At 67.2% G+C, this 13,194-nt stretch carries 10 protein-coding genes; 3 read left to right on the top strand and 7 right to left on the bottom strand.

Annotated features, from left to right (window positions below):
- Positions 1 to 224 precede the first annotated feature (224 nt).
- Positions 225 to 1,049, top strand: coding sequence for a phosphate/phosphite/phosphonate ABC transporter substrate-binding protein (locus WT53_RS27900; RefSeq protein ID WP_034205694.1), 825 nt, complete (start codon positions 225 to 227; stop codon positions 1,047 to 1,049).
- 45 nt (positions 1,050 to 1,094) lie between these two features.
- On the opposite strand, the gene dbpA is transcribed toward WT53_RS27900, so the two are convergent.
- From dbpA to WT53_RS34275, 7 genes are all read right to left on the bottom strand, one after another.
- Complete coding sequence (dbpA, locus tag WT53_RS27895) at positions 1,095 to 2,492, bottom strand: ATP-dependent RNA helicase DbpA (protein WP_034205693.1); 1,398 nt, start codon at positions 2,490 to 2,492, stop codon at positions 1,095 to 1,097.
- The gene (locus WT53_RS27890) at positions 2,489 to 2,686 is read right to left on the bottom strand and encodes a hypothetical protein (RefSeq protein ID WP_006483193.1); all 198 of its coding nucleotides are present in this window, start codon (positions 2,684 to 2,686) and stop codon (positions 2,489 to 2,491) included. Before WT53_RS27890 ends, dbpA begins: the two co-directional genes overlap by 4 nt.
- Positions 2,687 to 3,129: 443 nt before the next feature.
- Complete coding sequence (gene mqo / locus WT53_RS27885) at positions 3,130 to 4,776, bottom strand: malate dehydrogenase (quinone) (protein WP_034205692.1); 1,647 nt, start codon at positions 4,774 to 4,776, stop codon at positions 3,130 to 3,132.
- Between the two features lie 771 nt (positions 4,777 to 5,547).
- Positions 5,548 to 5,775: a CopG family transcriptional regulator gene (locus tag WT53_RS33070; RefSeq protein ID WP_080747685.1), complete on the bottom strand. Its 228-nt coding sequence runs from the start codon at positions 5,773 to 5,775 to the stop codon at positions 5,548 to 5,550.
- Between the two features lie 127 nt (positions 5,776 to 5,902).
- Positions 5,903 to 6,325, bottom strand: a complete 423-nt coding sequence (locus WT53_RS27880) for an NUDIX hydrolase (RefSeq protein ID WP_034205691.1) — start codon at positions 6,323 to 6,325, stop codon at positions 5,903 to 5,905.
- 285 nt (positions 6,326 to 6,610) lie between these two features.
- Positions 6,611 to 7,480 carry a mechanosensitive ion channel family protein gene (locus tag WT53_RS27875; protein ID WP_034205690.1) on the bottom strand — a complete coding sequence of 290 codons (870 nt, stop codon included), beginning with the start codon at positions 7,478 to 7,480 and terminating at the stop codon, positions 6,611 to 6,613.
- A 186-nt stretch (positions 7,481 to 7,666) separates the two neighbouring features.
- On the bottom strand, positions 7,667 to 7,939 hold the full coding sequence (locus WT53_RS34275; protein ID WP_230624852.1) for a hypothetical protein: 273 nt from the start codon (positions 7,937 to 7,939) through the stop codon (positions 7,667 to 7,669).
- A gap of 24 nt (positions 7,940 to 7,963) precedes the next feature.
- Between WT53_RS34275 and WT53_RS27870 the strand changes: the two genes are divergently transcribed.
- Positions 7,964 to 9,154 (top strand): M23 family metallopeptidase, encoded by a 1,191-nt coding sequence (locus tag WT53_RS27870; protein ID WP_230624851.1) that lies wholly within the window; start codon positions 7,964 to 7,966, stop codon positions 9,152 to 9,154.
- A 495-nt stretch (positions 9,155 to 9,649) separates the two neighbouring features.
- Positions 9,650 to 12,949 carry an autotransporter outer membrane beta-barrel domain-containing protein gene (locus WT53_RS27865; RefSeq protein ID WP_060262397.1) on the top strand — a complete coding sequence of 1,100 codons (3,300 nt, stop codon included), beginning with the start codon at positions 9,650 to 9,652 and terminating at the stop codon, positions 12,947 to 12,949.
- The last annotated feature ends 245 nt before the right edge of the window (positions 12,950 to 13,194 follow it).

Below are 13,194 nucleotides of genomic sequence, written 5' to 3'. Positions count from 1 at the left end.
CGGGCAGTGCGGGGAACGAGCGGGGGAACCGGGGCGCTCGGCCCGGGTGCGCTGGTGTCTCGCGGATCACGGTCGACCTGCACGGCGTCGCGCGCGGTGGCGGCGCCGACAGGCATTCGAACGGTACCGGGGCGGGGCGGCGACGCCAACCAATCGATTCGCATTTGCTTATCGTGCCGGCGCCGATAAGCATCGGGGCCGCCGCCGATGCGTAGAATGTCCGCATGAAGCCCTGGATCGCCGTCTTGCCGATGTACAACGTGACGCCGCGCCACACGGCCCTGTGGCGCGCGCTGCTGCGCGACGCTCTCGATGGGTTCGCGAAGGCGGGCGGGCCCGCCGGCGTCGTTTTGCCCGACGCGCCGTTCGACGACCTGCATGCGCTATGGCGGCGCGACGATCTGCTGCTGTCGCAGACCTGCGGCTATCCGTACCGGATGCTGGGCCTGCGCGATACCGTGCGATTGATCGCGACCCCGGTGTTCGACGCGCCCGGTTGCGACGGTGCGCGCTACAGCAGCGTGCTGGTCGTGTCGGCGCGCGCGCATGCGGGCGGCGCGACGACGCTCGCCGCATGCCGCGGATTGCGAGCTGCCTTCAACGGCGAGGATTCACACAGCGGGATGAATGCATTCCGGCACGCGATCGCGCCGCATGCGCGCGACGGCCGGTTTTTCGGCTCGGTCACGCCGTTCGGTTCGCACCTGAACGTGCTGCGTGCGCTGGCGTCGGGAGAGGCCGATTGCGCGGCGATCGACTGCGTGACGTTCGCGTACGTGCGCGACGCGCTGCCCGGTCTGCTGACGGATATCCGGATCGTCGGCACGACGGCATCCGCGCCGGGATTGCCGTTCATCGCATCGCGGGCGCTGGCGGACACGCAGGTCGGCGCGTTGCAGGATGCGCTCGATCGCGCGGTCGCGGCCGATGCGCAGCGCGCGCGCGTGCTGAGGCTGAAGGGATTCGACCGGCTGTCGCCGGCCGACTACGACGCGATTGCGCGGTTCGAGCGGGAAGCCGTCGCGCTCGGCTATCCCGAACTCGCGTGACGCACGGAGCGCGGCGGCGCCGCGGCCGTCCGCCCCGCGGCCCGTTTACTCCTCGTCCATCAACCGGACCTTGACCCGCTTGCCCTTGATCTTCCCGGCATTGAGCTTGCGCAGCGCGTCGCGCGCGACGCCGCGCTCGATCGCGACATAGGTCGAGAACTCGGTCACGTTGATCTTGCCGATCTGCTTGCCGTCGAACCCGGCGTCGCCGGTCAGTGCGCCGAGCACGTCGCCCGGACGAATCTTGTCCTTGCGGCCGCCGAGAATCTGCAGCGTTTCCATCGGCGGCAGCAGCACGCTGTCGTCCGCCGGCGTCAATTCGGCGAGCGGATGCCATTCGACGTCGCGCTTCTGCGCCTGTTCGATCGCGCCGACGCGGCCCATCTCGTCCATGCTCGCGAGGCTCAGCGCCCAGCCGTCCTGATCCGCGCGGCCCGTGCGACCGATGCGGTGCACGTGCACTTCGGGGTCGGGCGTCACGTCGACGTTGATCACCGCTTCGAGCTGCGCGATGTCGAGCCCGCGCGCGGCGACGTCGGTCGCGACCAGCACCGAGCAGCTGCGGTTCGCGAACTGGATCAGCACCTGGTCGCGCTCGCGCTGATCGAGCTCGCCGTGCAGCGCGAGCGCGTGAAAGCCCTGCGCGTGCAGCACGGCAAGCAGATCGCGGCACTGCTGCTTGGTGTTGCAGAACGCGATCGTGCTCACCGGCCGATAGTGGTTCAGCAACTGGCCGACCGCATGCAGCCGCTCGTCCTCGGTCACTTCATAGAAGCGCTGGCGGATCTTGCTGTCGTCGTGGCGTTCCGCGAGCTTGATTTCCTTCGGATTGCGCAGGAACTGTTGGCTCAGCTTCGCGATGCCGTCCGGATAGGTCGCGGAGAACAGCAGCGTCTGGCGCGTCGTCGGGCACATCCGCGCGACCTTCGCGATGTCGTCGAAGAAGCCCATGTCGAGCATCCGGTCGGCTTCGTCGAGCACGAGCGTGTTCAGCGCGTCGAGCTTCAGGTTGCCGCGATCGAGGTGATCCATGATGCGGCCCGGCGTCCCGACGACGATATGCGCACCGTGCTCGAGGCTCTGCGCCTGCGGACGCATCGGCGTGCCGCCGCACAGCGTCAGCACCTTCACGTTTTCCTCGGCGCGCGCGAGGCGGCGCACTTCCTGCGCGACCTGATCGGCGAGCTCGCGCGTCGGGCACAGGATCATCGCCTGTACGTCGAAACGGCGCGCATCGAGGCGCGCGAGCAGCGCGAGCGAGAACGCGGCGGTCTTGCCGCTGCCCGTCTTCGCCTGCGCGATCAGGTCCTGGCCGGCCAGCGCGACCGGCAGGCTGGCGGCCTGGATCGGCGTCATGTCGACATAGCCGAGCTGCGCGAGGTTCGCGAGCGTGGCGGGCGTCAGCGGCAGCGCGCTGAACGGCGTGGCGGTCGGTTGGGTCAAGACAGGTCTCCGAGGTAGGGGCGGCCTTCCATCTGCTCGTAGACGACGTTGCCTTCGTCGTCCTCGAAGCGTTCGAGATAGTTGCGGGCGCCGCACAGCGGGCAGCGGAACAGCAACCCCTGGCCCTCGTCCTTGATGACGACGTCGGACTGCTCCCACTGCGTGCCGCAGCTCTGGTTTCGGCAGGTAAACACGGTCTTTCTCCAGCTGAATTCGGTTGTGCGCCCTTTGCGGGCGGTCGCGGGCGTCGCACGGCCGCGGCGCTCGCGTGCACCCGCGGGCGCGGGGCGGTGCGGACGGAGGCGTAAGGGTGCGACGCTGCGGATGATGGATCGGGAGGGCGATTCGGGATCGCGCGTGCCGCAATTCTAGCGGATACCGCGCGCCACGCCGGGCCGGATGCGGCGGAACCGGCGCCATCGGTCGATTTTGCCCGGATATCGCGACCGTGCGGCCGGTGGCGCGCATCGGGCGCGCCGGGCGTCGACGCAAAAACGGCCATCCTCCCGGATGGCCGTGGATCGCCGCCTGCCTCCCCGTGCTCCGGGGCGAGACGATGTCCGCCTTTCAGGCGAAACAGGCCGGAACGGGCGACGGTCGCCCGTCGGGTTCGCGTGGCGTGTCGCGGTTCGGCGCGTTACAGCGCCATGTCGGCCGACGCCTTCGCCGGGCGGGCCGGCGCGGCGCCGGCGCCGGACGGAGCCGGCGCGCCCAGGTCGATCTTCGGCGGCGGCGCGAGTTGCAGCACGTCGCTCGTGTAGGTCCATTCCTCGACGACCTTCGCCGGGCTGTCGTTCAGCTTGGTGCCGTAGCTCGGCACGATCTGGCGGATCTTCTGCTGCCACTCGGGCGTCGCGACCTTGTCCTTGAACACCTTCTGCATCAGGTTCAGCATGATCGGCGCGGCGGTCGATGCGCCCGGCGACGCGCCGAGCAGGCCCGCGATGCTGCCGTCCTTCGAGCTGACGATTTCGGTGCCGAGCTTCAGCACGCCGCCCTTGACCGGGTCGCGCTTGATGATCTGCACGCGCTGGCCGGCCTGCCACAGGCGCCAGTCTTCCTTCTTCGCGTTCGGGAAGTATTCCTTCAGCGCGTTGAAGCGGTCGTCGTCGGACAGCATCAACTGGCCGGCGAGGTACTGCACCAGCGGGAATTCGTCGACGCCCACGCGCATCATCGGCGCGACGTTGTGCAGATTGGTGCTCTTCGCGAGGTCGAAGTACGAGCCGTTCTTCAGGAACTTGGTCGAGAACGTCGCGAACGGCCCGAACAGGATGATCTTCTTGCCGTCGATGATCCGCGTGTCGAGGTGCGGCACCGACATCGGCGGCGAGCCGACCGACGCCTTGCCGTATGCCTTCGCGAGATGCTGCTTCACGACCTCGGGGTTGTCGGTCACGAGGAACGAGCCGCCGACCGGGAACGCGCCGTAGTCCTTCGCTTCGGGGATGCCCGACGCCTGCAGCAGGTGCAGCGCACCGCCGCCCGCGCCGATGAACACGAATTTCGCGTCGACCGCTTGCGGCGGTTCGTCCGAGTGCAGCTTGACCCACGACACGTGCCACGTGCCGTCGGCGTTGCGCGAGATCTCGCGTACTTCGCTCGACAGCGACAGCGTGAAGTTCGGCTGCGTCTTCAGGTAGCCGACGAACTGGCGCGTGATCTCGCCGAAGTTCACGTCGGTGCCGATCGGCGTCCACGTCGCGGCCACCTTCTGGTTGCGATCGCGGCCTTCCATCATCAGCGGCACCCACTGCTTGATCTGGTCGTAGTCTTCCGAATACTGCATCCCGCGGAACAGCGGGCTGGCCTGCAGCGCTTCGTAGCGCTTCTTCAGGAAACGGACGTTGTCGTCGCCCCAGACGAAGCTCATGTGCGGCGTCGAGTTGATGAACGAATGCGGGTTCTTCAGCACGCCCTGTTTCACCTGCCACGCCCAGAACTGGCGCGAGATCTGGAACGACTCGTTGATCTCGATCGCCTTCGAGATGTCGATCTTGCCGTCCGCCTTCTCCGGCGTGTAGTTCAGCTCCGCGAGCGCCGAGTGGCCGGTGCCGGCGTTGTTCCAGCCGTTCGAGCTTTCCAGCGCGACGCCGTCGAGGCGCTCGACCATCGTCATCGACCAGTCGGGCTGGAGTTCGTGCAGCCAGACGCCGAGCGTCGAGCTCATGATGCCGCCGCCCACCAGCAGGACGTCGACCTTCTTCGTGTCGGCGGCGTGCGCGGACGATGTCGCGACGCACAGCGCGAGCGCCGACAGTATTACCCGTAACGTTTTGATCACAGCAGATCCCTTTTTCAACTTGGATGCATCGGTTTGCCATGCCGCCCGGCACGCGGTTCCCGCGGTTCCGTTTCGCCGAAACACGGATCCGGAGATCCGGACCGCGAATCCGGAACTCCGGATCGACGCTGCGCGCCGTTGCATTTGCGCACGCGAAGCCATTCGGAAGGACACCTTCGGATCGGCTTCCCGCGAGCCGGCGAGCGCCTGCGTCGTGACGGTGCGCCACGCGTCCGGGCCGTGGCGGCAAGCCTGGGCGGACGGCGCTTCGGGCCGCGTCGAAAGCGGCCGCGTGCGGCGCGTTTTGCCGGGGCGGGACGGCAAGGGGCGCGTAATATAACCGAACTCGGACAACATGTCGCAGACGCTGAATATCCTTGTTTTTGTGGGGTTTTTCGTGCGTCCGGGTTTCCGGAATGGCGAGGCGGGAAAGCGAGATTTCGCGGGAAGCGCAGGGGCGTCGGGCGGCCGACGTCAATGCTTCGCCGGCGAGGTTGACCGGCTGCGCCGTGCGATGGCTGAAGGAAAGCGCAAGCGGCGGACTCGGGCCGTATCGTGACCGGCGCGCGCGGCTACGATGGAGAGTGGGTCGAATCCATCTTTGCGCAAATTACTGGATGTGGCGAGTGCCGGTTCCATGGGTGGGGCCGGTTGACGTGCCGTCGCTTCCCGTCCTGCCCGCGCCGCTTCGAGCGGAAACGAGTCGGAACGGCTGAACAAAACCTGACGAGCGTCGCGACCTCGGTTTTCCTTCGATTGACGTTCAAGAAATCAGAGCGAATCGTCGCGAATTCGATTGACGGTATCGAGCGTGACTGGGCGGGTCGTCGACGAGATCGGTATCAGCGGCACTCCGTTGCGGCTTATCTGGTCGGTTGTCGTTCGCTGCAATGCCGCGCGAGCGAGCTCGGAAATGACCTTGCCGACACTCATACCGGGCCTTGCACGTTCCCGGGCGAATGCGAGAACGTCGTCATCGATGTCGATTGTTGTACGCATGAGGTAGTTCTCCCATTAGGCAGCAAACATCTAGCACTAGGCGTCAAGCAGGTCTCTGAAGGTGGAGCAATCTCGCGCCGTGTCGAGATGTGAAATGCATATCGCGCGCCAACCGCAGGCGAAGACCTCAGGCCGCGATATCGGCGAACACGTCGTGGTCGATCACACCGGGCACGAGGCGCGGCTGCCGCAACCACTCGAACGCGAGCTCGACGATCATCGGCGTCGGCCGGCTGCAATGTAGCGACCTGAGCGATTCGCGGTCGATCCACGCGCAGTGTGCGATCTCCTGCGCGGGACGCGCGATCGCAGCCGGATCGATCTCGGCGAGAAACACGTGATGCAGCTTGTGCGTGCCCGCGATCCGGAACAAGTAGCGCGCGTTGCCGCACGCGAGCCCGGTTTCCTCCTGCAATTCGCGCCGCGCGGCGTCGCGCAGCGATTCGCCGTCGTGCGGCTTGCCGCCGGGCAGCGCCCAGCGGGCATTCAACCGGGCGACCAGAAGGATCCGGTCGCCGCGTCGACAAAGGACGGTGGCGCGTTCTTTCATTTCGGTTTCCTGATTTCATGCCCGCGTCGAACGGCGGACAAAAAGACGCCGCCCGCGAAGGGCGGCAAGGTAAGGACAGTTCGCTACTGCGTGCCGGACGAGATGACCGTTTCGTCCAGCACGGCCATTGTCGCGAGACGATGTCGCGCAGTGAATCAGACGGGTCCGATTCGAAGGCGGATCGGGCGACAACTCGACCGGGCGCGGCTGCGTACCGCGACGCGGTGATCGCCGCCGTGGTCGTGATGGCGGCGGGCGCTCCGGGCGCGCCCGCCGCCGCGGCGATTACACGCGTCGGACGGGCGTGCTGTCCGTGCGACGCTCCGCGTCGTGCACGATGTGCAGCTCGCGCGTGCGGATCGGCAGCGCGCAGTTCGCATCCGCGAGCGCCTTGCGCGCCTGGCGCGCGAGACGCCAGCGCATGTCCCAGAACTTGTCTGTATGCGTCCACACGCGCATGTTCGCGACGGCCGTGCTGTCGTCGAAGCGCATCACCATCACGTCCGGCGCCGGGTCCTGTAGCACGTCGGGATCGGCCACGGCCAGTGCGTGCAGTGCCTCCAGCGCGCGATCGATATCGTCGTGCACGGACACTTCCACTTCGAGATCGAGGCGGCGCGTCGGGTTGCGCGTGTAGTTGCGGATCGCGCTGCCCCACAGTGCGCTGTTCGGCACGTATTCGCAGATGCCGTCCGGCTTCGTGAGGCGCGTCATGAAGAGCCCGACCTCTTCGACGGTGCCCGCGACGCCCGTGCCGCCGTCGATGTAGTCGCCGACCTTGAACGGCCGCAGCAGCAGAAGCATGATGCCGGCCGCGATGTTCTGCATCGTGCCCTGCAGCGCGAGCCCGATGGCCAGGCCGGCCGCGCCGAGCACCGCGACGATGCTCGCGGTTTCGATGCCGAGCTGCGACAGCGCGCCGACGATCGCGACGATGCGGATGCCCCATACGGCGACGTCGCAGAGGATCGGCCGCAGCGTGTCGTCGACGCGTTCCTTGTTCGAGAGCAGCCGGTTCAGCCAGTTGCCGATGCGTTTCGACAGCCACCAGCCGGCGACGAGCAGCGCCACTGCGGCGCAGAGTTTGATGGAAAGCGTGGACAACGCGTTCCACAGGAACGTCCAGCGTTCCGGATGAAGTTGATCGAGAAACATGACGGGATTCCGGTTGGATGAAACGATGCGCGGCGCGCATGAGCGTGCGCAGGCAGCGTTCGACCATGCACGGCGCGCGATGGTTCGCACGCGTGAGTGGAGGCGGAGTCGTTGTCGTGCCGGATGAACGGTACATCCGGATTTCGTTCCGGTACTAAACGTTGTTCCAGGAAAATAGGATTGGTCCTATTTGCCCGTTTCAAGCCGCCCGATACACTCGATTTCATATTGCCGGATCGCGACGCCTGTTCCTTCGCGATACCCGGTTTTCCCGAATTTCCATTGATAGCGAGTGACGACGTCATGCGGTTCGACCTGCGTTCCCGTCTCGCACGCGAACAAGGTCGATCCGCCCGATGCGGCGTCGCGCGTTTCCCGATGTACCGCGCGCTGTTGCGCGGCGTCATCGCGGCAGCCTGCGTGGCCGGCGCCCAGAGCGCGCCAGCTCAGGGCGCTCACGATGTCGCCCCCTTCGCATTCGCGATGGCGGAAGCCACCGACCTTGGCGACGTGCCTTTCTTCAATTCCGCGCGCACGACGTGGGGTGGCCTGCGTGTATCGGCAGCGCCGCTCGACGTCGCGTACGCGCCGCATGCATCGAACTTCTCGTCGAGCGGCGATAGCGACGACCCTGTCGCGCGCTTCGGCGCATGCGTGGCGTACCGCGTGCTGTGCGACACGGCGCGCGGTGCGGTCGAACGCGCGTACGCGACCCGGTTCGATTACGGGCTTGCGTCGCCGCTGTCCGTGCTGGGGTCGTCGGCGGCATTCGAGCCGCGTCCCGTCGATTTGACTTCCGCCGAACCGTTCGTGCTCGCGCAGCCCGATCGCGGCGCGCGAGCCAGTGCGATCGATGGCACGCTGCAGGCGTCGCTGGCGCTCGCCGAGCTGCCCGACGGCGTTGCCGCGCAGGTCCTGCGCGCGTTGACCGGCCGTATCGATGCGAAGCAACGCGGCGCGGTCGGCGACACCTTCCGCGTGGCATACGAACCCGACGACGGTGCGGCGGCGCCGGGCCGCGTGCGCGCGACGGCGTTCGACGTCCGTTTCCGCGGCCAGCGGGTTTCAGGTGTGTGGTTCGCAACAGGGGCACACGCGTCGGGCGCCTATTACGACTTCGACGGCATGCCGCTCGCCGGCGCACACTTCGCGATGCCGGTCGCGGCGACGCGGATCAGCTCGCAGTTCGGCACGCGCGTGCATCCGGTGAGCGGTGCGCGTCACGTGCATTCGGGTGTCGATCTCGCGGCGCCGGCAGGTCGTGCCGTCCATGCGTCGGCGCACGGCGTCGTGACGTTCATCGGCACCGAGCCGCGCGGCTACGGCAAGTACGTGGTGATTCGTCATGACGACGGTTACGCGTCGTACTACGCGCACCTGTCGGCGTTCGAGCCGACGCTGCGAGTCGGCGCGCGCGTCGTGCGCGGCGAGCGCGTCGGCGCGGTCGGCAGCACGGGTACGGCGACCGGCCCGCATCTGCATTTCGAGGTTCGGCGGCACGACCGTCTCGTCGATCCGATCGAACTGGTACAGGCGGCCCGCGCGGCGAAGCTGAAGGGAGAACGGCGCGTGGCGTTCAACCGTGCGACGCATGCCGCGCGGACGCAACTGGCGTCGGCCGCGTGGTCACAGCCGGTCGCGATGTCGGCGACGGTCACGCCGAGCGCAGGCTGAGCGTCGGTGGGTGCCCGTCCGTCTCGGCCAGTGTCGGGCCGCCGGCGTGCGTGATCGCGCATTCGCGCGCTGGTTCGCCGGTGCGCCCGAATTCGCACGGCAAGACATCATGCGAAGCAACATCGCTGAATGGCGTATGACCCGTGCGCAGTGAATCGTTCGACGAACGATGTCAAATTTTCCGATCGTTTCGGATTGCAACGCGATCGTCTTTCGAGGCGGCAACGAAACCCGGTAAATTTCACCGGTTTCCGTTTGGCCAGCCCGCGAAGTTTGCAGATATCCCGCTTTTCTGCGACGCAGCAAATTTTCCTTCATTGTTTCCCAGTACGAAATTAATCGACCTCTGATTGTCGATATATCTCATTTGGTTCTTGTGATTATTTCGAGACAGGTGCTATAACGCGTTTCACGTACCGATTGATAGCAATAACATCATCAATAAAGGCCGGCGGAACGATGAAAAGAAAAACGAGGCACCTGGGTTTGGGTGGGATGGCGATCCTGACCGGCGCGATGCCGGTGGGCGTTCATGCGGCGTGTTCGGCCACGGCGCCAGGCAGCGGCGCGACGGTCACGTGTTCCGGCGCTGGCATCCCTTCGGTCGTGGCCACGGCCGGCAGTACCAACGTGACGATCAATCTCGATGCGACCGCGACGGGCAGCTATGTGCTGAGCGCCACGCCGACGCCGTTCTCCGTCGACACGTCGAGCGCGATCGCCAACAACGGCAGCGTGTCGATGTCCGGCAACGGCACGGGCGTCGCGAACCGCGGCGCGGCGCTGCTCGGCGTGAACAACGGCAACACGCTCACGAACGGCGCGAGCGGCACGATCTCGACGACGGGCGCGTACAACGACGGGATGGCCGCGAACGGCAACAACAACACGCTCGTCAACAACGGCGCGATCACGACCACCGGCAACAACGCGTACGGGATGACGGCCGCGTGGGGGCAGAGCAACCCGGGCGCGTCGGGCAACCAGATCGTCAACACGGGCGCCGTGACGACATCCGGCAGCAACGCACGCGCGGCATCGCTGCTCGGCGGCAACGGTACGATCACCAACAGCGGCACGCTGACGTCGAACGGCAAGGACGCGCCGGCCGTCTACATGCAGGGCAACAACGACACGCTGGTCAACAGCGGCACGATCCAGACTACCGGCACCGCGACGAGCGGCGGCAGCGTCGACGCGGTCGTGTCGAACACGCTCGGCAGCTCGTTTACCGCAACGATCACGAACCAGGCCGGCGGCCGGATCATCAGCAACAACGGCATCGGCGTGCGCTCGACCAACGGGGCGACGACGATCACCAACGCGGGGCTGATCCAGGGCGGCGGCGGCACCGCGATCCAGGGCGGCAACGGCAACGTGACGCTGATCCTGCAGACCGGCTCGCAGATCGTCGGCACGGCGAACGGTGGCGCCGGTACCAACACGGTGACGCTGCAGGGCACGGGCACCGCGTCGAACGCATTCACGAATTTCCAGAGCCTGACGATGGCCGGCGCCGACTGGACGTGGGCCGGCACCGGCACGTTCTCGACCGCGCTCGTGCAGAGCGGCACGCTGAACCTCACGGGTACGCTCGGCACGACGACGGCGTCGGTCGTCGCGACCGTCAACGCAGGCGCGACGCTGCAGGCGAATGCAGCGAACCTGCCGCTGTCCGTGACCGATAACGGGCTCGTGCGGTTCCAGCAGGATAGCGCCGGCACGTATGCCGGCACGATCGGCGGAAGTGGCGCCGTGGAGAAAACCGGTGCGGGCACGCTCGCGCTCGCACCGTCGGGAGCGGGCGGAAACACTTATTCGGGCGGAACGACGATCACCCAAGGCACGCTGTCGGTCGCAGCCGACAATGCGCTCGGCGCTTCGTCAGGAACACTGACTTTCAACGGCGGCACGCTGCAACTCGGCAGCGCGTTCGATCTCGCGGCGAGCCGTGCGGTATCGATCACGTCGAACGGCGGCACGATCGATACGCAGGGCTTCAACTCGACGATCGCGCAGAACGTCACCGGCGCCGGTTCGCTGACGAAGCTCGGTAGCGGCACGCTGACGCTGAATGGATCGAACAGCTACGCAGGCGGCACGAACGTGAATGCGGGCACCGTGGTCGTCGGCGACGGCACGAGCGCATCGGCGGCGCTGGGCGGCGGCGGGCCGGTGACGATCGCCGCGGGCGCGACGCTCGGCGGTTACGGCAGCGTGACGGGCAACGTGACGAACAGCGGCACGCTCTCGGTCGGGAATGCGCTCGCGAGCCTCGCCAGCGGCGCGACCGGCAATTTCCGGATCAACGGCAGCCTGACCAACGCGGGCCTCGCGCAGCTCGGCGGCAGCGGCGTGGGCAATACGCTGACGGTCGCCGGCAACTACATCGGGCAGAACGCGACGCTCGCCCTGAACACGACGCTCGCCGGCGACGGCGCACCGTCGGACAAGCTGATCGTCAGCGGCGGCGTGGCGAGCGGTGCAAGCACGCTGAAGGTGACGAACGTCGGCGGTGCGGGCGCGCAGACGGTGGCCGACGGCATCCAGGTCGTGCAGGCGACGAACGGTGCGACCACGAGCGCGAGCGCGTTCTCGCTGTCGGGCGGATCGGTCAGCGCAGGCGCCTATACATATTTTCTCGCGAAGGGCGGCGCATCGAACGGCACCGGCGAAAGCTGGTATCTGCGCAATACGGTGCCACCAAAGCCGGAGCCACCGGTCGTGCAGCCAGGTCAGCCGACGCCGCCGACCGAACCGTCGATCACGCCGGCCGAAGGCACGCCCGAATCGATCGTCGAAGCCGTGGATCACGCAGGCACCGGAGGCACGTCCGAACCCGTGTACCGTCCCGAGGTACCGCTGTACGCGGAAGCGCCGGCTGTCGCGCGGCAGCTCGGGTTGCTGCAGATCGATACCTTCCACGATCGCGAGGGCGAACAGGGGCTGCTGGCCGAGAACGGTTCGGTGCCTGCGGCGTGGGCGCGCGTGTGGGGCGGTCATGGCGACATCAAGCAGAAGGGTGACGTGACGCCGTCGTTCGACGGCACGGTATGGGGGATGCAGGTCGGGCAGGACCTGTATGCCGACACCACCGCCAGCGGCCACCGCAATCACTACGGCTTTTTTCTCGGTTTCTCGCGTGCCGTGGGCGACGTGAACGGCTTCGCGCTCGCGCAGCAGGACATGGGCGTGGGTTCGCTGCAGGTCAACGCATACAACCTCGGCGGCTACTGGACGCACATCGGCCCGGGCGGCTGGTACACGGATGCGGTCGTGATGGGCAGCGCACTCACGGTGCGCACGCATTCGAACGACAACGTGAGCGGTTCGACGGACGGCAATGCGTTCACGGGTTCCGTGGAAGCCGGCTTCCCGGTCGCGCTGGGCGGCGGGCTGACGCTGGAGCCGCAGGCGCAGCTGGTGTGGCAATGGCTGTCGTTGGGCAAGTTCAACGACGGCGTGTCGGACGTCACGTGGAACAACGGCAACACGTTCCTCGGCCGGATCGGCGCGCGGCTGCAATACGCGTTCGATGCGAACGGCGTGAGCTGGAAGCCGTACCTGCGCGCGAACGTGCTGCGCTCGTTCGGCACGGACGACAAGACGACGTTCGGCGGCACGACGACGCTCGGCACGCAGGTGGGGCAGACGGCCGGGCAGATCGGCGCGGGGCTCGTCGCGCAGCTGACGAAGCGCGGCAGCGTGTATGCGACGGTCAGCTATCTGACGAACCTCGGCGGCGAGCACCAGCGCACGATTACCGGGAACGCGGGCGTGCGCTGGGCGTGGTGAAGCCCGGCGCGTCGATCGCCGCGGCGGACGACTGCGGGCGGTTCGGCTGCGGCGCGAGCACTCGATGCTCGCATCTGGCAGCGTATCGTTTGGAGCACAACAGCGTTTGAACCCTGTGGCCGCGCCCACCGGCCACCATCGAACGCCCGCGCCGCAGCCGGACCGTGCGCGGCATCCGGACGGCCGTCGGTCGAAGCGTGCGCTGCAAGCCCCGATCGCCAGTCGCTCGTCGAACCGGAATCGCA

Source organism: Burkholderia sp. MSMB2157WGS (assembly GCF_001532755.1).
Classification (GTDB): Bacteria; Pseudomonadota; Gammaproteobacteria; order Burkholderiales; family Burkholderiaceae; genus Burkholderia.
This window is presented reverse-complemented; position numbering and strand designations above follow the sequence as displayed.

Excerpts from the sequence above, each read along its gene's own strand:
- WT53_RS27900 (WP_034205694.1), top strand. The coding sequence starts at position 225 with ATGAAGCCCTGGATCGCCGTCTTGCCGATGTACAACGTGACGCCGCGC.
- WT53_RS33070 (WP_080747685.1), bottom strand. The coding sequence starts at position 5,775 with ATGCGTACAACAATCGACATCGATGACGACGTTCTCGCATTCGCCCGG.
- WT53_RS27880 (WP_034205691.1), bottom strand. The coding sequence starts at position 6,325 with ATGAAAGAACGCGCCACCGTCCTTTGTCGACGCGGCGACCGGATCCTT.
- WT53_RS27875 (WP_034205690.1), bottom strand. The coding sequence starts at position 7,480 with ATGTTTCTCGATCAACTTCATCCGGAACGCTGGACGTTCCTGTGGAAC.
- WT53_RS27870 (WP_230624851.1), top strand. The coding sequence starts at position 7,964 with ATGGCGGAAGCCACCGACCTTGGCGACGTGCCTTTCTTCAATTCCGCG.
- WT53_RS27865 (WP_060262397.1), top strand. The coding sequence starts at position 9,650 with ATGGCGATCCTGACCGGCGCGATGCCGGTGGGCGTTCATGCGGCGTGT.